Here is a 25,555-nt window from a genome sequence, read left to right on the forward strand (position 1 = left end):
ATAACAATATGTACCAATAATTAGTACTTAATTAGGGGGCAAGAGGATGACGTTAGATTGGAGTTTGGAAGAATTATATTCTTCTTTTAAATGTGAAGATTTTAGTAAGGATATGGAAAAAGTAGATGGTTTTATATTAAAATTAAACCATTTAACAGAAAATCTTCATGTCAGTGAAACAAAAGAGAATATTGAAAACTATATTAAATTAAATTCAGAGATGACAAAGATAGTAACAAGGCTTTATGATTACTGCAGTTTGGTATTTAGCGTTGACACGAAAAATACACTTGCAGCAAAGTATATGGATGTTTTAGAGAAAAAGCTTTCCGATACTACTAAAGCTAAAACGATTTTTATTGATTACATAGGGAATATCGATGATTTAGATTCATTGATAAAAGACTCTGAGTATTTAAAAGAATTTGAGTTTTATTTAAAAGAACTTAAGGAAAAGAATAAATATCTCCTTTCAAAGGAAGAAGAAGTTATTATTGCTAAGATGAAAAATACTGGGTCTAGCACTTGGGAAAAGCTACATTCAACACTGACATCTTCTCTCATGGTAGAAATTAATCAAGGAGATGAAAAGAAGGTTGTACCTTTAAGCGTTGCTAGAGATTTGGCTTACGATAAGGATTCAAGTGTAAGGAAAGCTGCATACGAAGGAGAACTTAAGGCTTACGAGAAAATCGAAGACACTGTTGCTATGGCTATTAATGCTATAAAGGGTGAGGTTTTAACTGTTGGAAAACTTAGAGGTCATAAGTCCCCACTGGAAGAAACATTAATTGAATCAAGAATGGAAAAAGAAACCTTAGATGCAATGTTAGCAGCTATCAATAGCAGTAAGAAAATGTTTGAGAAATATTTCAAGAGAAAAGCTGAAATTTTAGAACATAAAAATGGCTTACCTTTTTATGATCTTTTTTCTCCGATAGGGGAAAGTAACTTAAAATTCTCTTATGAAGATGCAAAAAAGTTTATCATAGAGAACTTTAATACTTTTAGTGATAGACTAGGAAATTATGCAAGAAAAGCTTTTGAGAAAAATTGGATTGATGTTCTTCCAAAGGAAGGAAAGGTTGGAGGAGCATTTTGTGCAAATCTTCATTGTATTGGTGAAAGCCGTATTTTAACAAACTTTGGGGAGAATTTTTCTGGAGTTATAACCTTAGCACATGAGTTAGGGCATGGTTATCATGGTGAATGTTTAAAAGATGAAGAAATTTTAAACAGTGAATACCCTATGCCTATAGCTGAAACTGCTTCGACTTTTTGTGAAACTATCGTTAAAAAAGCTGCTATTAAACAAGCGGTAAAGAAGGATGCTCTGTTTATCTTGGAACAAGAAATAAGTGATTCAGCACAAATTATAATAGATATTTTAAGTAGATATATTTTTGAAAGTAAAGTTTTTGAGGTAAGAGAAACAAGTTCATTAAGTGTAGAGCAACTGAAAGAAACAATGATAGAAGCTCAAAAGGAAGCTTATGGAGAGGGACTTGATTCTGAATATCTTCATAGTTATATGTGGGTGTGTAAGCCACATTATTATTCTGGTGAATTGAGTTTTTATAATTTTCCTTATGCATTTGGACTATTGTTTTCTAAGGGATTATATGCAGAGTATCAAAAAAGAGGTACAGAATTTGTATTAGATTATGATGTTTTGCTCAAGAATACTGGAAAAATGAAAATAGAAGATATAACAAAGAAAATTAATATAGAGATAACAAATAAAGAATTTTGGACTAATTCTCTCAAAATCATCGAAGAAGATATTGAGAAATTTATAGAATTAAGTGAAGAGTATATTTAAATACATATGTTTTGGAGGTTAACATGTTTATAGAAATGATAAAATGCCATGGAACAGGCAATGATTTTATTTTGATTGATGAGATTTCTTATGATTATAATTTTACTGAGGAAGATAGAAAGAATTTAGCTATTAAGCTTTGTGATAGAAAAAAAGCAATCGGCGGAGATGGGATACTTTTTGTACAAAAAAGTGAGAAATGCGTTGGAAAGATGCAAATAATAAACTCTGATGGATCTGAAGCAGAAATGTGTGGTAATGGTCTTAGATGCGTTGGAAAGTTTCTTCTAGAAACAACAGGAGAAAATAAAATCCTTGTTGAAACTATGAAGGCAGTGTATTTAGTAGAAAAGGTCCAAGATATATATAAGGGAGTTTTTACTGATGAAATTACTATAGATTCAATAGATTTTAATGTTGATTCTCTTCCACTTGTTTATGAAAAAGAAAATCTTTTCTTTGAAAAACTTACTGCTCTTAGTGATATAAGGGAATTTACTGCAATAAGTATAACAAATCCACATCTAGTTTCTTTTGTTGAAGAAATAGAGAAAGAGGAGCTTAAGGCTGTAGGAATAAAGGCAAATGATACAAAAGAACTGCTTCCTAAAGGTGTAAATGTAAATTATGTTAAAGAGATAGATGAAGATAGTATATATGTTAAGACTTATGAAAGAGGAGTTGGTCTTACTAAATCTTGTGGAACAGGAATGGTATCTTCAAGTATAGCGACGCTTTTAAAACATGGAATTAACGAAAAAACATATAATGTATACAATGACGGCGGAATGATACAATGTAAGGTTACTAAAAATGAGGATGGTATTTTCAGAGTTATGATGAGAGGTAACGCTACTTTTATCTATAAGAGTACTATTTCTATTGAAAGAAACTTTAATTATAGTGAAGGTGAAAGGGAATACTTCACAAAGGAAAATCAATGTTACGAAGAGTTTTTAGCTTATACAAAAAATATTATAAATAAATAAATAAAAGAACTATGGCTAATTAACGGCAAGACGTTAATAGCCATAGTTTTTTTAGCTGTAATCTAAAGCATAATATAGAAATGTCGATATGAATTATTTTGCAATGTATATATTAATCGAATATACATTGACAGGCGAGGTATATTGAGTTAGTATATAAGTAAGAAAGTGAGAAAGGAGTGAGATTATGTCTATAACATCTGATATAATAAGAGGACATACTGAAACAATAATATTGTCTCACTTGACTGAGAAAGATAGTTATGGTTATGAGATAAACAAATCAATTCAAGAAAAAACAAACAATAAATACGAATTAAAAGAGGCAACCTTATACTCAGCATTTAGAAGACTTGAACAGTCTTCGCTTATAATATCTTATTGGGGGGATGAAACCACTGGTGCTAGAAGACGTTATTATTCCATTACCCCACTAGGTAGAGAAGCACTAAAACAGAATATAAGTGATTGGAAAGAAGCAAAAGAATTAATTGATAGTTTAATAAGTGGAGGTAATGAATATGTATCACAAGCTGAATAAGAGATTAGATGAGCTTTTTGAAAATGCGCCTAATACTCGTAGAACTAAAGAACTTAGAGAAGAAGTTTTAGCTAATATCATTGATAAATATAATGATCTGATTAACTGTGGAAAAAGTGAAGATGAAGCCATAAACATTGTTATCGCTGGTATCGGCGACATCGATGAATTGATAAATGGAATTAAAGATGGATATGATGATAATTACGACGAAGTACAAAGAGATAGAAAAAAGTATGCATTAACTTTAGCGATCTCAGTAGGATTGTATATTTTTGGAGTAGTGATTTTATTGCTATGTGTAGAAGTGTTTAGAATAGATGAGGTTGTTTCTATATCACTTATGCTTACTATTGATGCAATAGCTACTGGTCTTATTATATATAGCTCTGTATCAAGACCAAAGTATGTTAAAGAAAATGATACAATGGTAGAAGAATTTAAGGAGTGGAAGTCTGCAAATAAAAACAAAAACCAGATAATCAGTTCAATTAAATCTATACTTTGGATTTCTATAGTAGCAACGTATTTACTAATAAGCTTCGCTTTTGATATTTGGAATCTCTCTTGGATTATTTTTATTATTGGTGCTGCAATAGAGAAAGCTATAACATTAGCCTTTCAGTTAAAGGAGTAAGCTATGAACAGAACATTAAAAAAAATTCTACTAGTAATATGGTTATCTATTGCAATTGTCTTAACTGGATTTTTAATTTATGCAATAAAAAATGATAAAGGAATTGGTGATATGTTTATTTTTAATAGATTAAGCTTAAGTGGAGCTAAAGTTCAAAAAGAAGAAAAAGTTCCCCTAGATAAATATGAAAACATTAGAGTAAATTTTTCATCTGGAAATGTAATAATAAACGCTACAGATGATGAAGAATTAAAAGTAATACAAAAATCTAACAAGCAATTAGATGAAGAACAAAAGTTTACTATTTCTAAAAGTGGTAATACTATTGAAATAAATAAAGGACAAAAAAGTATTGGCATTCATTTTGGAACTATCAACGAGAGGATAGAAGTATATATTCCTAAAAAATATGAGAAAAATTTAAAAATAAACTGTTCCTCAGGTGATATTGAGGTAGAAACGGAATTAAAAGTACAAAGTTTAGACGTAGAACAAAGTTCAGGAGACTTTATCAGTTCTAATAGCATACTTGTAGATAAAATTTCTATGGAAACTCATTCTGGTGATATTGAGATAAATGATTTAGTTACAGGTTCTTATGAATTTTCTAGTACATCTGGAGATATTAATATTAAGTCTCTTGCAGGAACAGGGAATATAGAAGCTTCTTCTGGAGACATACATGTAATTTATAACCAGATTGATGAGTATGCAGATATAAAAGCGACCTCTGGTGATATAAATATAAGAGTTCCAAAAGACTTAAGTTTTCAATTCGAAGGAAAATGTAATTCAGGGGATATAAGTTCAAATCTAGCACTAGATTATAAAGGAAAAAATGAAAATGAAGCGACTGCTAAAATTGGACAGGAACCGTATAAAAAAATTATTGCGAAAACTTCCTCTGGAGATATCAATATTTCACAAGACTAATTATATGATAGAAATGAAGAAAAACTAATAAAAAAATATATATTTCAGACTGTAGACAAAAGGCATATTCTTATTACTGAGAATATGCCTTTTGAAATTTTACTTGCAAATATTGATATAAAGGTGTGTTTCAAGTTATTTAAAGATTTGAGACATACCTTTTAGTATTTGAGAAAATTGTATTCTAAAATGTAATAAAGGAAAAAATAAAAAAATACAAGTTAAGTGCAATTGTTACATGAAATTTCATGGTAATAAATCATTTGTAACGAAGGTGTTTAATTGATAAAAATGCAATAAATAATAACTATATATGCGAATATGATAATATTGAGTATTAATTATCTTAGAGTCTTTAAAAAAGTGGAAAAATGTTATATAATAATAACGAACAATAATTAAAATGAAAAGAAAAATGTTCGTAAATTTGAATAAGGTAGGGTGCTTTATGAACTCAATTAGAAGTATATTTGTAGAGAAAAAGAAGCAATTCCAAGGCGAAAGCAAGGAACTATTGAAGGACTTAAGAGAAAATCTTCATCTTACCTCCTTAGAAGCCGTTAGAATCATCAATAGATACGATATTGAAGGATTAAATGACGAAACTTATCAAAAGGCTAAAAACCTTATACTTTCAGAAGTGAACGTAGATGATATATACGAAGAAAACATAATCCTTAATGAAGGAGAAGTGGCCTTCGCAGTTCAATACTTGCCAGGTCAATATGACCAAAGAGCAGATTCTGCAATTCAGTGTATTCAGATTATTGCTGGATACAGTTCTTTCAATCTTACAAGTTCGAAAATTATAATTCTAAAGGGAAACCTTGAAAAGGAAAACATTGAAAAAGTTAAAAATTACTATATAAATAATGTTGATTCAAGAGAAATTAATATAGAGAAACCAAAAACTCTAGAGTTAAAGGTAGAAGAGCCAGAAGCTGTAGAAGTTTTAGAAGGTTTCAATGATTATTCTGAAGAGGCTTTAAAAGCATTTTTAGAAGAACGTGGTTTAGCTATGACTATCGAGGATTTAAAATTCTGTAGAGATTATTTCAAAAATACAGAAAAAAGAAATCCAACAATAACTGAAATAAAGGTTATAGATACATATTGGTCAGATCATTGTAGACACACAACCTTTAGCACAGTAATTGATGAGGTAGAATTCGAAGATGGACCATATAACGAAGAAATAAAGAGAATATATGAATCTTACAAAGCATCAAGAGATTTTGTCTATGGAGATAAACCTAAAGCTCAAACTTTAATGGATCTAGCAACTATCGGAATGAAGGAATTAAAGAGAACAGGTTATCTTGATGATTTAGACGAATCAGAAGAAATAAATGCTTGTAGCATTAATATAACTGTTGAAATAGATGGTAAAGAAGAACCATGGTTATTAATGTTTAAAAATGAAACTCACAATCATCCAACTGAAATTGAACCTTTTGGTGGAGCAGCAACCTGTATTGGAGGAGCTATAAGAGATCCACTAAGCGGAAGAAGTTATGTATATCAAGCTATGAGAGTTAGTGGAAGCGGAGATCCTAGAACTCCAATTGAAGAAACTATCAAAGGTAAGCTTCCACAAAGAAAGATAACTATAGGAGCAGCTCATGGGTACTCTTCTTATGGTAACCAAATTGGTTTAGCAACAGGTCAAGTAACAGAAATCTACCATCCAGGTTATGTGGCTAAGAGAATGGAACTTGGAGCTGTGATAGCAGCTGCGCCTAAAGAAAATGTAATAAGAGAAACACCAGTTAGTGGCAACAAAGTTGTTCTAGTAGGTGGAAGAACTGGTAGAGATGGTTGTGGCGGTGCTACTGGATCATCTAAAGAACATACTGAAAAATCTATTGATACTTGCTCTTCAGAAGTACAAAAGGGTAATGCTTTAACAGAAAGAAAGATTCAAAGATTATTCAGAAATCCAGAAGTGGCAAAAATGATATTAAGATGTAATGATTTTGGTGCTGGTGGTGTATCAGTAGCAATCGGTGAAGTTTCAGAAGGAATTAAGATAAACTTAGATTTAGTTCCAAAGAAATACATGGGCTTAGACGGAACTGAAATTGCAATATCAGAATCTCAAGAAAGAATGGCTGTTGTAATCGAAGAAAAAGATGTTCCTAGATTCTTAGAACATTGTGATGAAGAAAACCTAGAAGCAACAGTTGTAGCAGAAGTTACTGGAAATAGAAGAGTTGAGATGCTTTATAAAGGTGACAACATTGTTTCTATAAGCAGAGATTTCTTAGATACAAATGGTGTTACAGCACATATAAAAGCTAAGGTTTCTAAAATCAGTGAAGAAGGCAACTTCTTTGTAACAAGTGAAGCAGTAAGTGAATCTGCAACTTTAGAGGAGCTTTTAGTTAATAGAGTATCAGAACTAAATGTTGCTTCTCAAAAGGGATTAAGTGAAAGATTTGATAGCACAATTGGTGCAGGAACAGTATTAATGCCTTTTGGTGGTAAGAAACAAGCAACTCCTACTGATGCGATGGTTGCAAAAATACCAGTGTTAAAGGGTGAAACAAATACTTGCTCTATAATGAGCTTTGGTTATAACCCATACTTGACTTCATGGAATCCATTCTTAGGTGGAATATATTCTGTTATCGAAGCATTATCTAAAGTAGTTGTAGTGGGCGGAGATTACAGAAAAGCAAGATTATCACTTCAAGAATTCTTTGAAAGATTAGGTAAGGACGAAGAAAAATGGGGAAAACCATTTAGTGCTTTACTTGGTGCTTATTATGCTCAAAAATCTTTTGGAACTGCTGCAATTGGTGGAAAAGATAGTATGTCAGGAACCTTTAAGGATTTAACTGTTCCTCCAACAATAGTTACCTTTGCAGTTGCTACTGAAAAGTCTGAAAACATAATATCACAAGAATTTAAATCAGCTAATAGCAAGGTTATATTACTTTCACACAGCATGCTTGAAAATAACATGCCAGATATCGATGGATTAAAGAGAATTTGGAAAAAGGTTTATAGCTTAGCTTGTGAAGGAAAGATTTTATCATCAATGGCAATTAAGTTTGGTGGTGTAATTGAAGCAATTGCAAAAATGAGTTTTGGTAATGCTATTGGAATAAAGATAAATGAAAATGTATCTTTAAAAGAGTTAGCAGCTTCAAACTATGGTTCAATAGTTCTAGAGTTAAAGGAAGAAGATGTTAAGTTACTAGAAGGCTTTGATTTCCTTGAACTAGGAACTACTACTGAAGAATATAAAATAACTTATAAATGTGAAGAAATTTCACTTTCAAATATAGAAAACAAATGGGAAACTGTCCTTGAAGGAATATTCCCTTCAACTAAAAAAGCAGAAGGTCCAGTAATCGACAAGTTAAGTGCAGTGGAAAAGAAAGCATCTCCAGTTATTAAGCTTGCTAAACCTAAGGTTTTAATACCAGTATTCCCAGGAAGCAACTGTGAGTATGATACTTCAAGAATTTTTGAAAGAGCTGGTGCAGAAGCTGAGATTCTAGTATTCAGAAATAGAAATAATGAAGATATAAATGCTTCAATTGATGCTATGGTTGAGCAAATAAAGGCTTCTCAGATAATAATGTTCCCAGGTGGCTTTAGTGCAGGAGATGAACCAGATGGCTCAGGAAAGTTCATCACAGCAGTACTTAGAAATCCTAAGATTAAGGATGCTATAATGAATCATTTGAATAATAAAGATGGATTAATTCTTGGTATTTGTAATGGATTCCAAGCACTTATAAAGGTTGGACTTGTACCATATGGAGAAATAAGAGATTTAGATGAGAAAGATCCAACATTAACATATAACACTATTGGTAGACACATTTCTACTATGGTTAATACAAAGGTTGTATCAAAGCTTTCACCTTGGCTTAATAGCGTAGAACTTGGAGATATCCATAGCATAGCAGTCTCACATGGTGAAGGTAGATTTGTTGGCGACGAAGCATTAATCCGTAAGCTTTTTGAAAATGGCCAAATCGCTACTCAATATGTTGATATGTCAGGTAATGCAACAATGGAAAGTCCATTTAATCCAAACGGCTCAATGTTCGCTGTAGAAGGTATAACAAGCCCAGATGGAAGAGTTTTCGGAAAGATGGGCCATAGCGAAAGAATAGGTTCTAATATAGCTAAAAATATTTCAGGAAATAAAGACCAAAAGATATTCTTATCAGGTGTTAACTATTTTAAATAAAATAATAGGAGTGTTAAGAGCATGAAGGTAGCAATTATTTTTGGAAGTAAATCAGATACAGATAAAATGAGAGGTGCAGCTAATGCATTAAAGGAATTCGGAATAGAGTATAAGGCTTATGTATTATCAGCACATAGAGTTCCAGAAAAACTAAGAGAAGTTTTAAAAGAATTAGAAGCTGATGGCTTCGAATGCATTATTGCAGGTGCTGGTCTTGCAGCTCATCTGCCAGGAGTTATTGCATCAGAAACAGTGTTGCCAGTAATTGGTGTACCAATAAATGGTGCTCTAGATGGAGCAGACGCTCTATATTCAATAGTTCAAATGCCAAAATCAATCCCAGTTGCAACAGTTGGAATTGATAACAGTTATAACGCTGGTATGTTAGCAGTAGAAATACTAGGCGTTAAATATCCGGAGATAAGAGAAAAACTTTTAGCTTTCAGAAAAACTATGAAAGAAAACTTTATAAAAGAAAATGGAGAAGGAGTGGAACTATAATGGAAAAATTAGAAATGATGTATGAAGGAAAAGCAAAACAAATATATAGATGTGCAGACGAGGATAAGGTAATAGTTCACTATAAAGATAGTGCAACTGCTTTTAATGGAGAAAAGAAGGGTGAAATCGAGGATAAGGGAGTATTAAACAACGCAATTACTTCTGCTATATTCAAATTATTAGAAGAGAACGGTGTAAAAACTCATTTCATCAAAAAATTAAATGATAGAGATCAATTATGTAAAAAAGTTGAGATCATTCCACTTGAAGTTATAGTAAGAAATGTAGCTGCTGGTAGCATGGCTAAAAGACTTGGTCTTGAAGAAGGCTACAAGCTTAAAACAACAGTTTTCGAATTATCATATAAAGATGATTCACTAGGTGATCCACTTATAAACGATCATCATGCTGTAGGTATCGGAGCTACTACTTTTGAAGAATTAGATGAAATTTATAAAATGACAGCAAAAGTAAACGAAGTTTTAAAAGATTTCTTTGCAAAACAAAACATTTCATTAATCGACTTTAAAATAGAGTTTGGTAAAACTGCTGACGGAGAAGTTTTACTAGCTGATGAAATTTCACCAGACACTTGTAGATTCTGGGATTCAATTACTGGAGAAAAGTTAGATAAGGATAGATTTAGAAGAGATCTTGGAGATGTAAAAGCTGCTTACGTTGAAATCTTAAATAGAATTAGTGAGGAAAAATAATAATGTGGATAGATGATGAAGATAAACTTAAGGAAGAGTGTGGGGTATTTGGGATATTCTCAAAAACACAAATCCAAGCATCACATTTAGCCTATTATGGACTTTACGCTCTTCAACATAGAGGTCAAGAAAGTGCTGGAATTGTTGTAAGTGACGGCGAAAAGCTATCTATTCATAAAGAGATGGGCCTTGTAAGTGACATATTTGATGAAGAACTACTAAACACATTAAGTGGTAATAGTGCTATAGGTCATGTAAGATATTCTACTAGTGGAGAAAGTACTTCAAGGAACGCACAGCCTTTAATGAGTGAGTTTAAACTAGGCCCAATAGCAATAGCTCATAATGGAACACTTATAAATGCAGACGTTATAAGAGGTTTGCTAGAGGATTCAGGTTCAATATTCCAAACCTCTATCGATACAGAAGTAATAATAAATCTTATTGCAAGACAAAACAAAAAAGGCTTAGAATATGCACTTGTTGATGCTATTCAAGCGATAAAAGGTTCTTTTGCTATTGTAATGCTTACAGAAAAGCAACTTATAGGAGTTAGAGATCCATATGGTATAAGACCATTGTGCCTTGGAAAGCTAGGAGAAAGTTACATCCTAGCTTCCGAGAGTTGTGCTATTGAAAGTATAGGTGGAGAAATAATTCGAGACGTTGAGCCAGGTGAAGTTGTAATAGTTGATGAAAATGGTATCAAATCAATAAAATACGCTGAAAACACTCCAAGAAAATCTTGTTCTTTTGAACATATTTATTTTGCTAGACCAGATAGCGTTATTGATGGAATCAATGTATATGAAGCAAGAGTAAAAGCTGGTATGGAGTTATATGAAAAATACCCAGTTGAAGCGGACGTAGTAATTGGCGTTCCAGATTCAGGTTTAGCATCTGCTGTAGGTTTTTCTAAGGCAAGCGGAATTCCAAATGAAATGGGCATTATAAAGAACAAATATATCGGTAGAACCTTTATTGCTCCAACTCAAGAAATGAGAGAAAGAGCAGTATCAGTTAAGCTTAATGTTCTTAAATCAATAGTAAACGGTAAAAGAGTTGTTTTAATAGATGATTCTATCGTAAGAGGTACAACTGGAAAAAGACTTATTGAAATATTAAGAAGAGCTGGAGCTACAGAAGTTCATTTTAGAGTTGCATCACCGATGGTTGGTTATCCATGTTATTTTGGAATAGATACTCCTTATCGTAAGGATTTAATGGGCTCAGAGGCTAGTACAGAGCAGATGAGAGAAATGATAGGAGCAGATTCCCTTGGATTTTTAACTATTGAAGATTTAGTTAAATCCCTTGGTGGAAGTAATGATTTTTGTTTAGGTTGCTTTAATGGTATTTATCCAATGGCAACACCAGTAGAACAGTTTCAAAAATAAAGACGCTAAGTGAGGTATAGAGGTTATGAGTTTATATAAAGAAAGTGGAGTTGACATTGAAGAAGGCTACAGAAGTGTTTCAATGATAAAGGAACATGCTAAAAGGACTCAAATTCCAGGAGTTTTAAATTCTATCGGATCTTTTGCAGGAATGTTTGAGCTTGGACAATATAAGAATCCAGTAATTGTTTCTGGAACTGATGGAGTTGGAACAAAGCTTGAAATAGCAATAAGAATGAAAAAGTATGATACTGTTGGTATTGATTGCGTAGCTATGTGTGTTAACGATATACTATGCCATGGTGCAAAACCAATATTCTTCCTTGATTACATTGGTTGCGGAAAATTAGAAGCAGAAGTAGCAGCAGACCTTGTAAAAGGAGTTTCAGAAGGTTGTCTTCAAAGTAACTGCGCTCTTCTTGGCGGAGAAACTGCAGAAATGCCTGGATTCTATAAACACGGAGATTATGATATAGCAGGTTTTGCTGTTGGTGTTGTAGAAAAAGATGAAATCATAGATGGAAGCGATATCGAAAACGGAGATATTTTAATTGGTATAGAATCATCAGGAGTACATTCAAATGGTTATTCACTTGTAAGAAAATTAATTCCTGATATAAATATAGATTTTAATGGAGCACCAATAGGTGAAACTTTACTTACACCTACTAGAATTTATGTTAAACCAGTATTAGATATACTGCAAAAAGTAAAAGTAAGAGGTATGGCTCACATAACTGGTGGTGGATTCATAGAAAACATTCCAAGAATGTTCAAGAAAAACCAAAGAGCTGTTATTAACAAAGCTAGTTATAAAGTTCCAGCAATATTCAAATATCTTATGGAATGCGGCGTAAAGGAAGAAGAAATGTACAATACTTATAACATGGGTATAGGTTACATTATGTGCGTAGCTAAGGAAGATGCAGCTAAGGTTATGTCATTATTAAAGGAATATGATTTAAATAGCTATGAGATCGGTTATGTTGAAGAAGGAGAAGGTGTATGTTTAAAATAGCAGTATTAGCCTCCGGGGGCGGTACGAACCTTCAAGCCATAATAGATGCAGTAAACAATAAAGAAATTAATGCTGAAATCAGTTATATAATAACAGATAATGAAAAGGCTTATGCTTTAGAAAGAGGAAGGCTTAATAATATACCTGTGATGTCATTTGATAGAAAGCAATATAAAGAGGGGTTATCAGATAAGATTTTAGAAGTCTTAAAAGGAAAAGCCGATATCATTGTATTAGCTGGTTACTTATCTATACTTCAAGGCGATATTATAAAAGAATTCAAAAATAGAATAATTAATATACACCCTTCCTTGATTCCTTCATTCTGTGGTATGGGTGCTTATGGAATCAAGGTCCATGAAATGGCTATTGAATATGGTGTAAAGGTATCAGGTTGCACTGTCCATTTTGTAGATGAAGGTACTGATACAGGTGCTATCATTCTGCAAAAGGTAGTAGAAGTAATGGAAGGCGACGACGCTAAAAAGCTTCAAGAGAGAATCCTTGTAAAAGAGCATGAAGCTATAGTGGAAGCTGTTAAGCTTTTTTCAGAAGAAAGAGTTCAAATTGATGGCCGAAAGGTGTCTATAAAAGGATAATAAAAAAGAAAGTAGTGTGAAATATGATTAAAAGAGCTTTGATAAGTGTTTTTTATAAAGATGGTCTATTAGAAATGGCTAAATTCCTTGAAAGTAAAGGAGTAGAAATAGTTTCAACTGGTGGAACCTTTAAGTTCCTAAAGGACAATGGCATCAAAGTTATAGATGTAACAGAAGTAACTGGCTTTGAAGAAATGCTAGATGGCAGAGTTAAGACTTTAAATCCATATATTCACGGTGGAATTCTTGCGATAAGAGATAATGAAGAACATATGACAAAGATAGAGGAAAAAGGAATAACTCCAATCGATATGGTTATTGTAAATCTTTATCCGTTCTTTGAAAAAGTTACTGCAGATATAACCTTTGAAGAAAAGGTTGAATTTATAGATATCGGTGGACCAACAATGTTAAGATCTGCAGCTAAGAATTTCCAAGACGTTATAGTAATTTCAGATACAAAGGATTACGCAGAAGTAATGTCTCAAATCGAAGAAAAAGGCGATGTGGATTACGAATTTAAGAAGAGATTAGCAGGTAAGGTGTTCAATTTAACTAGTGCTTATGATGCTGCTATCAGCAACTTTATGCTAGGAGATGGAAACGAAGAGTATCTATCAGTTTCTTATAAGAAGCTTATGGATTTAAGATACGGAGAAAATTCTCATCAAAGCGCTGCTTATTATGTTTCAACTACTGAAAAAGGTGCTATGAAAAACTTTACTCAGCTTAATGGTAAAGAACTTTCTTACAATAACATAAAAGATATGGATATTGCTTGGAAGGTAGTATGTGAGTTCGATGAAATAGCTGCTTGCGGAGTTAAGCATAATACTCCATGTGGAGTAGCTATAGGGGAAACTGTATATGAAAGCTACATGAAAGCTTATGAATGTGACCCAACATCAATTTTCGGTGGAATAGTAGCTATAAACAGACCTGTAGATAAAGCAACTGCAGAAGAACTTGTAAAGATATTCTTAGAAATCGTAATTGCACCAGATTTTGACGAAGATGCTTTAGAAATATTAAAGACTAAGAAGAATTTAAGAGTTATTAAATGTGATGAAAAACCTCAATTAAGCAAAGAATTAGTTAAGGTTGATGGTGGAATACTTGTTCAATCAGCTGATGATAAATTAATTGAAGAAACTAAGGTAGTTACAAAGAAAGCTCCAACAGATAAAGAAATGAAGGATTTAATCTTTGGTATGAAGGTAGTTAAGTACGTTAAATCAAATGCTATCGTTATTGCTAAAGATCAAGTTACCCTTGGAATTGGTGGAGGTCAAGTAAATAGAATCTGGCCTACACAAGAATCTCTTAAGAGATCAAACAATCCAGAAGGAGCAATTTTAGCTTCAGACGCTTTCTTCCCATTTGGTGACATCGTTGAAGAAGCTGCAAAATACGGAATATCTTCAATAATACAACCAGGTGGATCTGTTAGAGACAGCGAATCAATAGAGAATTGTGATAAAAACGACATATCAATGGTATTCACAGGATTAAGACATTTCAAACACTAATTAACACTGAAAAGGTGCTGTTTACATTATCAATGGCAGCACCTTTTCTATGATGAACAGAATATAAATTTTCAGTACATTATATAAAAATATTATGCATGAAAAAAGTTTAGGTGATTTAGTATCTATTAAGAAGCTTTTATGGAATATATTTATGGGAGAAGCTTATAAGGAGGAAAATACTATGGATTTAATGATAATTGGTAACGGTGGAAGAGAACATGCTTTAGCTTGGAAGCTTGCACAAAGCGATAAGGTAAATAAAATATACTGTGCCCCAGGAAATGGTGGTACTGCAATAGAAAATAAATGTGTCAATGTTGATTTAAATACAATAGAAGAAATGAAGGACTTTGCATTAGAAAATAAAGTTGACTTAACGATCGTTGGACCAGAAGTTTACTTAGTTCAAGGCGTAGTAGATTTATTTAAGAAAAATAACTTAAAGATTTTTGGACCAGCACAAGCTGGAGCTGAGCTTGAAGGAAGTAAATCTTTTGCTAAAGACTTTATGAAAAAATATAATGTAAAAACTGCTGATTATCAAGTTTTTAATAACTTAGAAGACAGTATAGAACATTTAAAGAAATGCGATTTCCCAATCGTTATAAAAGCAGATGGCTTAGCAGCGGGTAAAGGTGTTTACATATCTCCAACCTATGAAGAAGCAGAAAAAGCTTTAAGAGAATGTATGGAAGAGGATGTATTCAAAGGCGCAGGAAAAACTGTAGTAATTGAAGAGTTCTTAGAAGGTGTAGAAGCATCTATATTAACAATAACTGATGGAAAAACAATAGTACCATTCTTATCTTCTAAAGACCATAAGAAGATATACGAAGGTGAAACAGGTCCTAACACAGGTGGTATGGGAGTTATAGCTCCAAATCCTTATTATACAGATGAAGTTAAAAAAGAATTTGAAGAAAGAATAATGGCTCCAACCCTAGAAGGAATTCAAAAAGAAGGTTTTGACTTTAAAGGTATCATTTTCTTTGGAATAATGGTAAATAAAAAGGGCGTTTATCTTTTAGAATATAATTGCAGAATGGGTGACCCTGAAACTCAATGTATACTTCCTCTTTTAAAGACTGATTTACTTGAAATAATCGAGCTTGCTTTAGAAGAAAAATTAGAAGGTGCTGATATTCAGTGGGAAGACAAACATAGCTGCTGTGTTACTCTTGCTTCCTTGGGTTATCCAGGAACTTTTGAAAAAGGTTTTGAAATCACAGGTTATGATAAGGTAAATGGTAAGTACTTTGGAGCTGCAGTTACTTTAAAGGATGGCAAAGTATATACAAATGGCGGAAGAGTTTTAAATGTTGTTAATGTAGGAGAAAACTTAGAAGCTGCTAGAGCTGCCACTTATGAAGATGTAAATAAAGTAGATTTCAAAAATAAGTACTATAGAAAAGATATAGGAAACGTTCAAAACTAAAAAAATGCTGTGTAGGGTTTGATCTACACAGCATTTTTAGTTTGCAATGGTAGCTTAATAATTAATAATTAATAATACCTTTCATAGTAAATTGATGAAGCAGATATAGATGATATTAAAGGTGTATGAAGTTATTTATATATCCATCCATACAATATATAATTGTAATAAACTATAAAAAGATACATTCTTATATAATATAGAAGGAGGAAGTTAGATGAGAGAAATTATAAGAAGTGACGTAAGCGAAGAATGGGGACATTCTGGAATTGTTGAGGCTGGTGATTTTGTTTTTATAAGTTATTGTGTTGGTAACATTGGTCAGCCAATAGAAAATCAAATTAATGGTGCCTTTGACCATTTGAGTAGACGACTAGAATCAATCGGTTTAACTTTAGAATCAGTGGTAAAAATTGAATGCTTGTTTAGAGATGTGTGGAATATACCTGTGATGGAAAAGGTAATTAAAGAGAGATTTAAAGGTAAGTATCCAGCTCGAAAATCAATACAAACAGAGTTTGCTCATCGTGGTGGCGAAGAGGGACTTCAATTTCAACTTGATGCTATAGCATTTAAAGGTTAGCTTATAAAGATAAGTATATATATAGAAAGAAGAAAAATTTTTAACTTTCTTAAAACGTGGAATGAGGTAACTCGTTGATGAGTTACCTTGAATAAAATACGTCATATCATTATTCTTAATGAAAACTAGTTTAAAAAGATAACTGGAATATTATTCTTCAATCCTTCGTATAAATTTTAAGAGCAAAAAAATTAATTATAACAGCATAGCGTAAAATATTTTCTCCATACAAAATTAATTAAATTAATAAGTTATTTAGGGACTACATACTCGATTATTTTGTCAAAATATACTGTAAAAATTTTGTGCTTCTAAAATTCAGTTAAATAATTTATAATAGGACTAAGAACGTGTGGGAAAATTTTCATTTCAACTACGCTTTTGGTCAATAATCATTTGTTTGGTATTTTTTTTTCTTTAGATGTCTATAATGAAAGAAGTATAATATTAATTTCCAAAATAATGGGTAAAGGAGTATGTTTATGGAAAGAACATTGGTGTTAATTAAACCTGACGGAGTAGAGAGAGGATTGATAGGTAGGATAATAACAGTATTCGAAAATAAAGGATTAAGAATTGCAGATATGAAAATGTGTAAGCCTTCAAAAGCAGAAGCTGAGGAACATTACAAAGAACATAAGGGGAAATTTTTCTTTCAAGAACTAATTGATTATTTAACAGAGGATAGAATTGTTGCAATGATCTTAGAAGGTGAAAATGCCATTGAACTTATAAGAAAAGTAAATGGTGATAAGGATCCATTGAAAGCTGAGGGTGCTAGTATAAGAGGAAAATATGCCATAGATAGAACAAGAAACTTAGTTCATGCCTCAGAAAATACCGAAAATGTTGAGCGCGAAATTAGCATTTGGTTTGATTGCAAATAATGAAAAAACTAAGAAATGATTTGATTGACTGCGTAAGAGAAATAATATTCGGTTTTGTTTATAGTATAAAACAATAGAAAAGGCTGAATTTAGTTATTTCTAAATTCAGCCTAAAATCTGCAATTAACAAGATTTACAACCACCACAGCCATTTGTAGTTTTAGAGCCACAGGAACCCTTAGATGAGCAATTTGCACAATCTTTCTTTATATCATCAAATTTATCAATCTTTATTTCAAAATTATCAACATATATTAATGTTATACTTTTTATATCTTTAAAATCATTAGGTGAAAAAGTGATTTGTAAATCTTTATAGGTGATCACTATATCATCTTCTGATTTAGTATCATTAAGCATTATATCTACTTTAGGTTTACAACAGCTTGAAATTGATCTAAAGTTAACGTAAGAGTATTCAATATGCTCATTAAGTAAGGTTTGCAACTCTATATATGCTCTATCACTGATTTCAAATCTTGTATCTCTCATAATATTCTCCTTAATTTTCTTTGCTACTGAACTCTTCAGTAAAGCCTCTTAACATATTGTGTTTTAGGTCCCATAATTTTTGAGATAAATCAACATAATAGTTATGAGGATTCTCAAACCTAAGTACTTCCTTCCAAAGTTTTTCTGTCTCTTTTATCGAGAACTCTCTTATATCTATTACTTCTGGAGATTCATACACTTGATTACCTTTATCAAATATCTGAACTAAAAGTTCTTTTGCATAAAAGTTTGTAAGCTTTTTAACTTTCCAAGTATAGATTGGATCAAATATAGTAAGTGGTTTAGATTCATCAATTACTTCATCGTGAAGAGTTATCAAATCTGCAATAGCCTTATTTGATTTTTTATCAAAAATTCTATATATTTTTTTAAAACCAGGGTTGGTTATTTTTTCTTCATTTTCACTGATTTTAATTCTTGGTTTTATTTTATTATCGCTTCCTACAGCAACAAGTTTATATACACCACCGAAAACTGGTTCAGATTTAGCAGTTATCAATCTTTCACCCACTCCGAAACTATCGATTTCAGCTCCTTGTGATAATACATCCATAATTATGTATTCATCAAGAGAGTTTGAAACTATGATTTTAACATCGTTATATCCAGCAGAATCAAGCATCTCACGACATCTGTTTGAAAGATAAGTAATATCACCACTATCTATTCTTACACCGCTAGGACGCTTGCCAAGAGGTTTTAGGACTTCGTCAAAAACCTTGATAGCGTTAGGAATACCAGATTTTAATACATTATATGTATCAATTAAGAATACACAGTTGTCTGGGTAAGTTTCAGCCCAAGTTTTAAAAGCTGTATACTCATCATCAAAAAGCTGTATCCAAGAATGAGCCATGGTACCAACAGCAGGAATTCCAAACATTTGGTCCGAAATAGTACAAGCTGTTGAGGAACATCCACCAATTATAGCGGCTCTAGCTCCATAAATTGCACCATCGTAGCCTTGTGCTCTCCTTGAACCAAATTCCATAACAGGTCTACCTTTAGCAGCTCTACAGATTCTATTAGCCTTTGTTGCTATTAAGGTTTGATGATTAATAGTTAATAGCACCATAGTTTCTATTAATTGAGCTTGAATTGCAGGACCTTTTACTGTAACTAAGGGTTCATTTGGGAATACTGGATATCCTTCAGGAACGGCCCAAACATCACAAGTAAATTGAAAGTTTTTTAGATAATCTAGAAACTCTTCAGCAAAAATATTTTTAGTTCTTAGATACTCTATGTCTTCAACAGTGAATTTTAAGTTGCTAAGATATTCTATTAGTTGTTGAACTCCTGCCATTATACAATAGCCACCGCCATCAGGAACCCGTCTAAAAAACATATCAAAATATACGATCTCATTGGCATATCCATTTTTTAAATATCCATTACCCATAGTAAATTCATAAAAATCTACGAGCATAGATAGGTTTCTTTCATTTCTTAAATTAAAGTTTTTAACTAGTTCCATAATAATTCCTCTCAAAAATATAATTATGTATCTTCAAATATTATGTTAACACTTTACAATATAATATAGTTTAACCGTTTTTTTTGATGAATACAATGCAGAAAAAAAGATAATATGATTTATTTAATTATATAAGTGAATTTTAATTTGCTTAAAAATATCGAGGATATTTTTGAAATATTAATATTGAGTTATAAAAGGGTATTTTTAGTATACTAGTTTAAGTTAGGAAGAATATATAATTAAAATAGTATATATCTTAATTATTGGGTTGCAAGAACTATCTATGATAGAAAGGGGAAAGTTTAAAACTGGAATTAAGATAAAAAACAAAGAGATAATAGGTATACAAGAATGCTGACAATAGATATACTTATATGAAAAAATATATTTAATTTGTATATATTAATACTAAAAATATATAACTTAGAAGATTTTGAATAAAACGGTTTTATGTTTAACATAGAATAAAATTAGCTAGGGATATAAAAAATGAAAAAAGAGAGTAAATGTAAACAATCAAATGAAAATAAAGAATCACCAATGAAAACAGGATCAGGTGGATATAATGATGATGGTACTGTGCCAACAAATGAAAATATTATATATGTAACAGTGAGCACTGTAAATACAGTAAAGTTAGATGTTATAACGAATTCAAAAGGAAGTAAAACCACTTGCACAGGTCTTGTTAATATTTTAACAACTTATAAAAGAGGTTATGATAAAACACATCGTATTATTCGGATGGTAGGTGAAGAATATGAAAACATTAAAATCTAATGGATGTTTATAGGTAAAAAGTGATGGTTCTAGTGATGTAAAGCTATAAGATTTTATAACAATTGCATACCTTTGTAGAAAATAACTATTTTAGAATTGTAAACACCCAATGTTAAGTTCTCTGCAAGGTAATTGTATCTATAATGGTGCAGTAAGAGGCTTCTCTGATGAAGTTGGTGGTATGATTAAAGCATAGAATAATACAATAGAAGGTGCAGAAAGAATTGTATGTACCAATGAAAATGCAGCTCAATTTGATGCATATTTATCTAAAACGAGAAATGAAACAGTTTCAAGTTCATATAAAACAGTGAGTGGAGGAACTACATATAATAACTTTGATACAAGTGCAACAATGTATAGTTATAAATCAGATACTGTTGGAAATGTAAAAACCAATATAACTATTTATGCAGGAAGAATAGAAGGTGGAGACTTTACATGGAAATTTACAGCTGAAGACGATGTGAAATCTGATGTTAACATAGCATTAATGGCTAGTATTGAAAACTATAAAACTACTTTAGTGTCATTAACAATACAATAATATAGCTTTTCAAAAGTGACTATAATTTTCCGTAGTCACTTTTATTTTTTTTACGGTGTTAAATTTAGCTAAGTTTTTAAGTTTTGAACAAATTAAGACCAAGCTTAATAGAAATATGACTATTTTTCATATAAAAAAGTAATTTAAATATAACGGAAGGAGCTGTGGTTTAAGTATAAAGTTATAATATTTTAAAAAAAATGAAAAAATATGAAACATGTATACAACATGCATTGACATTATTTATACTTATATGTAATAATATAGTTGTGTTAAATATATTTTAACTAAGAGATTATATTTTAGCAAAGTAGTAGGAAACGTTCCCATATTTAACATAAATAAAGTTATTAGGGGAGATTAAGAAATGAAAAAGAGATCAAAAGGAAACAAGCGAATGAAGAAAGTTCCAGAAAGAGTTCTGGTAGCAGCACTAGCATCATCAATGGTAGTAACACCATTAATTAATGCTAATTCTCAAACTTATAGTGTATTTGCTGCAGCATTAGAAGCAGCAGAAAGTACAGCTACTCAAGTGAATATACTAGAGAGCAATGGTTGGTTAGAATCAGCTCATGTAGAATGGAGTGCTGTTGCAGGTGCAAGTGGATATAATGTTTATTACAAATCAGCAACTGCTTCAGATTCTGGATATCAAAAAATAGATAGCCAATTAATTAGAAAATATCCTACGTATTTCAGAGCAGATGTATTAGGTCTTGCACAAGGAGATTATGTAGTAAAGGTAGTACCAATTATAAATAATTCTGAGGTGGCTTCAGCACAAGCAATTACTTCAACTCTTAGTGTTAAGAGTCATGTAAGAGAAGGATTTGCATTCGCTAAAGAATCACCAGCAAAAACTAGTTCAGGTGGATATAATGATGATGGTACTATACCAAGCAACGCTCAAATTGTATACATTACAGCTGATACTGCAAGTACAGTAACAGCAGATGTAATAACAAGTAGTAATGGAACTACTACTACTTGCAAAGGTGTTGCTGATATTTTATCAAAACGCCAAAAGGCTTATGATAAGCGTCCACTTATTATCCGTGTGATAGGTCAAATTAAGGCTTCAGATATTACTGGTCTTAATAGCACTGGATATCTACAATTAAAAGGAATATATAACGTTACTTTTGAAGGTGTTGGAGATGATGCTACAGCATATCAATGGGGAATGCTTGTTAGAGATGCGCACAATGTAGAAATAAGAAACCTAGGATTCATGTTATTCCCAGATGATGGAATCTCTCTTGACACTGGAAACGATAATATTTGGGTCCATAACAACGATATTTTCTATGGATCAGCAGGTAGTGATGCAGACCAAGTAAAAGGTGATGGATCATCTGACGTAAAAGGCAAGTCTACATATGTTACGATTGCATATAATCACTACTATGATTCAGGAAAATGTTCACTTTGTGGTATGAATGATACAGAAAACTTCTACGTAACTTATCATCATAATTGGTTTGATCATTCAGATTCAAGACATCCTCGTATTAGAGTTGGTACAATTCACATATATAACAACTATTTTGATGGAAATGCAAAATACGGAGTTGGGGTTACAAAAGGTAGTTCTGCTTTCGTAGAAAATAACTATTTTAGAAATTGTAAATATCCAATGTTGACATCATTACAAGGTAGTGATATTTATAATGATCCAGAAGGAACTTTCTCAGGTGAAGCTGGCGGTATGATTAAAGCATACAACAACACTGTTGAAGGTGCTAAAAGACTTGTTTATTCATCAGAAGATGCAACTCAATTTGATGCATACCTAGCTACAACAAGAAATGAAGCGGTTCCAAGCTCATATAAAACTGTAAGTGGAGGAACTACATATAATAACTTTGATACAAGTTCAATAATGTACAGTTATAAACCAGATGCAGTTGAGGATGTAAAAAATGTTGTAACAACTTATGCAGGAAGAGTAGAGGGTGGAGATTTCATATGGAAATTCACTACTGCAGATGATACAAATGATACTATTGATGCAGCATTAATGGCTAAAATTAAGAGTTATCAATCTCCTTTAGTTGCATCAACAGGTGGAACAACAACGCCAACAACGCCAACAACGCCAACGACGCCAACAACGCCAACAACGCCAACGACGCCAACAACGCCAACAACGCCAACGACACCAACGACACCAACAACGCCAAGTACAACAGTTCAAAAGTTAAATGTGACTTCAGATATAGCAGCAGGTTCTTATACAACATCAACAACTGTTAATGGCTTTACACTTCTTGGATCAGCTACATATCCACTTACAGTTGATAGCAGTAGTAAGGAATGTGCAGGTAATTCATATACATTACGTCTTAAGACAAATGGAACAGGTGCAGAAGGAAAGAGATCTATACAATTCACAGCAGCAAATAGTGGAAAACTTATCGTTCATGCTATAAGTGGTGGTTCAGCTGATAGACCTTTAGCTTTATCAAAAGGTGGTACTATTGTAAGCTCAACAACTATTGGTTATTCAGCTTTAAATGAATATGTTATTGATATTCCAAGTGCTGGAACATATGAGATTTTCGCTAATGACGGTGGTGGTATCAATTTCTACTATTTAGAAGTTACTGCATCATCAACTAGTGGAACAACAACACCAGGTACAGGAACAACAACACCAGGTACGGGAACAACAACACCAGGTACGGGAACAACAACACCAGGTACGGGAACAACAACACCAGGTACGGGAACAACAACACCAGGTACAGGAACAACAACACCAGGTACAGGAACAACAACTCCAAGCACAGGAACAACTGGAACTCATGGAACATCAACTGGAATTGGTTCTAAAGCAGATTCGGAATTTGCTAATGCAATTTATTGTTCACCAACAGCTACTTCAGCAGGTACTGGAACAAAAGAAAGTCCAATGGCTATTGAATCAGCAATTGCTAATGTTAAAGCTGGTGGTACTATTTTATTAATGGATGGTACATATTCATTCAGTAAGCAATTAACACTTCCTGTAGGAAATGATGGAACTGCTTCTGCTTACAAGACAATAAAAGCATGCCAAGGAGCAAAGGTAACATTTGATTTCTCAGCTGAGTCTTATGATATGGCTGATCCAAGCAAAAATGATAGAGGAATTCAAATGGAAGGAAATTATTGGCATTTATATGGTGTCAGAGTAACTGGTGCTGCTGATAATGGCGTATTTGTATGTGGTAATAACAACATAGTAGAATATTGTGTTTTTGAAGCTAACAGAGATACTGGTTTACAAATCAGTAGAAGAGCATCAAGCCTTGCAACTATTGATTTATGGCCAACAAACAATTTAATACTAAATTGTACATCTTTCAATAATTCGGATACAGCAACTGGCGAAAATGCTGATGGTTTTGCTGCTAAGTTAACTTGTGGAACTGGAAACGTATTCGATGGTTGTATATCATATAACAACGTAGATGATGGTTGGGATCTTTATGCTAAGACAGAAACTGGACCTATTGGCGCAGTAACAATGAAAAACTGTATAGCATTTAGAAATGGACAAACAACAGCTGGACAATACACTGCAAATAGTGATGGTAATGGATTTAAATTAGGCGGTTCTGGTATAGCTAATGATCATGCAGTTATAAACTGTATCTCATTTGAAAATAAGAATCATGGATTTACAGATAATTCAAATCCAGGAACAATAACTGTTGAAAATTGTACATCATTCAATAATAGCCAAGCTGATGGTGGAAAATCAAACTTCGACTTTGCAAGAGTAGCTACTTCTCACAATATATTTAAAAACCTAGTTTCTTTCAGCAATACAAAAGTATCAAGTGATAAATATATTGGTGTAGCGACAAATTGTAGCTTCCAAAATGGTGGAAAGTATTATTTAATAGGCGATACACAAAACGTAAACTCAACTGCTTCTGCTACAAAAGGAACATTAAACACAGCTGGAGTAACTGCAGCAGATTTTGTAAGCATAAAATCACCTGCATTAGGTGCTGATGTTCATACTTTATGGAGAAATGCTGATGGAACAGTTAATACTCAAGGTTTCTTAATGATAGCTCCTACAAGTGCATATAATACAAAGGGCGCTGTTTTTGGTGCATCAACTACTTCAACAAACCCAACAACACCAACAAACCCAACAAATCCAACAAATCCAACAAATCCAACAACACCAACAACACCAACAACACCTTTAGTTGGTGATTTAAGTAAAGATGGAAAAGTAAATGCTATAGATTTAGCATTCCTTAAGAAATTAATTTTAAGTGGAGATACTAGTGGAGCTGATATGACTGTAGCAGATATGAATAAAGATGGAAAAATAAATGCAATAGACTTAGCTTTACTTAAAAAACAACTTCTTAGCTAATATATAAATACTTTTTAATAAACTCCTATGTAAATAGCCTCCTTTGAAAAATCA

20 protein-coding genes are annotated in these 25,555 nt (G+C 32.3%); 18 read left to right on the forward strand and 2 right to left on the reverse strand.

Annotated features, from left to right (window positions below; genetic code table 11):
- Positions 1 to 46: 46 nt before the first annotated feature.
- From CLOCEL_RS08065 to ndk, 15 genes are all read left to right on the forward strand, one after another.
- Positions 47 to 1,822 (forward strand): M3 family oligoendopeptidase, encoded by a 1,776-nt coding sequence (locus tag CLOCEL_RS08065; RefSeq protein WP_010077440.1) that lies wholly within the window; start codon positions 47 to 49, stop codon positions 1,820 to 1,822.
- Positions 1,823 to 1,845: 23 nt separating this feature from the next.
- On the forward strand, positions 1,846 to 2,811 hold the full coding sequence (dapF, locus tag CLOCEL_RS08070) for a diaminopimelate epimerase (RefSeq protein WP_010077439.1): 966 nt from the start codon (positions 1,846 to 1,848) through the stop codon (positions 2,809 to 2,811).
- A 187-nt stretch (positions 2,812 to 2,998) separates the two neighbouring features.
- Entirely contained in the window at positions 2,999 to 3,352 is a 354-nt protein-coding gene (locus tag CLOCEL_RS08075; RefSeq protein WP_010077438.1) for a PadR family transcriptional regulator, read from the forward strand.
- The gene (locus CLOCEL_RS08080; RefSeq protein ID WP_010077437.1) at positions 3,333 to 3,989 is read left to right on the forward strand and encodes a permease prefix domain 1-containing protein; all 657 of its coding nucleotides are present in this window, start codon (positions 3,333 to 3,335) and stop codon (positions 3,987 to 3,989) included. The genes CLOCEL_RS08075 and CLOCEL_RS08080 overlap by 20 nt, the downstream gene beginning before the upstream one ends.
- Before the next feature lie 3 nt (positions 3,990 to 3,992).
- Positions 3,993 to 4,922 (forward strand): DUF4097 family beta strand repeat-containing protein, encoded by a 930-nt coding sequence (locus CLOCEL_RS08085; protein ID WP_010077436.1) that lies wholly within the window; start codon positions 3,993 to 3,995, stop codon positions 4,920 to 4,922.
- 448 nt (positions 4,923 to 5,370) lie between these two features.
- On the forward strand, positions 5,371 to 9,132 hold the full coding sequence (locus tag CLOCEL_RS08090) for a phosphoribosylformylglycinamidine synthase (protein WP_010077435.1): 3,762 nt from the start codon (positions 5,371 to 5,373) through the stop codon (positions 9,130 to 9,132).
- Between the two features lie 21 nt (positions 9,133 to 9,153).
- Positions 9,154 to 9,633, forward strand: a complete 480-nt coding sequence (gene purE / locus CLOCEL_RS08095) for a 5-(carboxyamino)imidazole ribonucleotide mutase (RefSeq protein WP_010077434.1) — start codon at positions 9,154 to 9,156, stop codon at positions 9,631 to 9,633.
- Complete coding sequence (gene purC, locus CLOCEL_RS08100; protein WP_010077433.1) at positions 9,633 to 10,346, forward strand: phosphoribosylaminoimidazolesuccinocarboxamide synthase; 714 nt, start codon at positions 9,633 to 9,635, stop codon at positions 10,344 to 10,346. Before purE ends, purC begins: the two co-directional genes overlap by 1 nt.
- 2 nt (positions 10,347 to 10,348) lie before the next feature.
- Positions 10,349 to 11,743, forward strand: coding sequence for an amidophosphoribosyltransferase (purF, locus tag CLOCEL_RS08105; RefSeq protein WP_010077432.1), 1,395 nt, complete (start codon positions 10,349 to 10,351; stop codon positions 11,741 to 11,743).
- A 25-nt stretch (positions 11,744 to 11,768) separates the two neighbouring features.
- Positions 11,769 to 12,761 carry a phosphoribosylformylglycinamidine cyclo-ligase gene (gene purM / locus CLOCEL_RS08110; protein WP_010077431.1) on the forward strand — a complete coding sequence of 331 codons (993 nt, stop codon included), beginning with the start codon at positions 11,769 to 11,771 and terminating at the stop codon, positions 12,759 to 12,761.
- On the forward strand, positions 12,749 to 13,360 hold the full coding sequence (gene purN / locus CLOCEL_RS08115; RefSeq protein WP_010077430.1) for a phosphoribosylglycinamide formyltransferase: 612 nt from the start codon (positions 12,749 to 12,751) through the stop codon (positions 13,358 to 13,360). Before purM ends, purN begins: the two co-directional genes overlap by 13 nt.
- 23 nt (positions 13,361 to 13,383) lie before the next feature.
- Entirely contained in the window at positions 13,384 to 14,889 is a 1,506-nt protein-coding gene (purH, locus tag CLOCEL_RS08120) for a bifunctional phosphoribosylaminoimidazolecarboxamide formyltransferase/IMP cyclohydrolase (RefSeq protein WP_010077429.1), read from the forward strand.
- Positions 14,890 to 15,073: 184 nt separating this feature from the next.
- A complete protein-coding gene (gene purD, locus CLOCEL_RS08125; RefSeq protein WP_010077428.1) occupies positions 15,074 to 16,327 on the forward strand; it encodes a phosphoribosylamine--glycine ligase in 1,254 nt (417 codons plus the stop codon).
- A gap of 217 nt (positions 16,328 to 16,544) precedes the next feature.
- Positions 16,545 to 16,910, forward strand: a complete 366-nt coding sequence (locus CLOCEL_RS08130) for a RidA family protein (RefSeq protein WP_010077427.1) — start codon at positions 16,545 to 16,547, stop codon at positions 16,908 to 16,910.
- Between the two features lie 482 nt (positions 16,911 to 17,392).
- Positions 17,393 to 17,797 (forward strand): nucleoside-diphosphate kinase, encoded by a 405-nt coding sequence (gene ndk / locus CLOCEL_RS08135; RefSeq protein ID WP_010077426.1) that lies wholly within the window; start codon positions 17,393 to 17,395, stop codon positions 17,795 to 17,797.
- Positions 17,798 to 17,920: 123 nt separating this feature from the next.
- On the opposite strand, the gene CLOCEL_RS08140 is transcribed toward ndk, so the two are convergent.
- Complete coding sequence (locus tag CLOCEL_RS08140; RefSeq protein WP_010077425.1) at positions 17,921 to 18,289, reverse strand: hypothetical protein; 369 nt, start codon at positions 18,287 to 18,289, stop codon at positions 17,921 to 17,923.
- A gap of 10 nt (positions 18,290 to 18,299) precedes the next feature.
- Positions 18,300 to 19,787, reverse strand: a complete 1,488-nt coding sequence (locus CLOCEL_RS08145) for a nicotinate phosphoribosyltransferase (protein WP_010077424.1) — start codon at positions 19,785 to 19,787, stop codon at positions 18,300 to 18,302.
- A gap of 492 nt (positions 19,788 to 20,279) precedes the next feature.
- Between CLOCEL_RS08145 and CLOCEL_RS08150 the strand changes: the two genes are divergently transcribed.
- From CLOCEL_RS08150 to CLOCEL_RS23080, 3 genes are all read left to right on the forward strand, one after another.
- Positions 20,280 to 20,570 carry a hypothetical protein gene (locus CLOCEL_RS08150; RefSeq protein ID WP_029169300.1) on the forward strand — a complete coding sequence of 97 codons (291 nt, stop codon included), beginning with the start codon at positions 20,280 to 20,282 and terminating at the stop codon, positions 20,568 to 20,570.
- Positions 20,571 to 20,880: 310 nt separating this feature from the next.
- Positions 20,881 to 21,117: a hypothetical protein gene (locus CLOCEL_RS08155; protein ID WP_157629734.1), complete on the forward strand. Its 237-nt coding sequence runs from the start codon at positions 20,881 to 20,883 to the stop codon at positions 21,115 to 21,117.
- Between the two features lie 367 nt (positions 21,118 to 21,484).
- Positions 21,485 to 25,501: a pectate lyase family protein gene (locus CLOCEL_RS23080; RefSeq protein ID WP_013291684.1), complete on the forward strand. Its 4,017-nt coding sequence runs from the start codon at positions 21,485 to 21,487 to the stop codon at positions 25,499 to 25,501.
- The last annotated feature ends 54 nt before the right edge of the window (positions 25,502 to 25,555 follow it).

Origin of the sequence: Clostridium cellulovorans 743B, assembly GCF_000145275.1 — a bacterium.
Classification (GTDB): domain Bacteria; phylum Bacillota; class Clostridia; order Clostridiales; family Clostridiaceae; genus Clostridium_K; species Clostridium_K cellulovorans.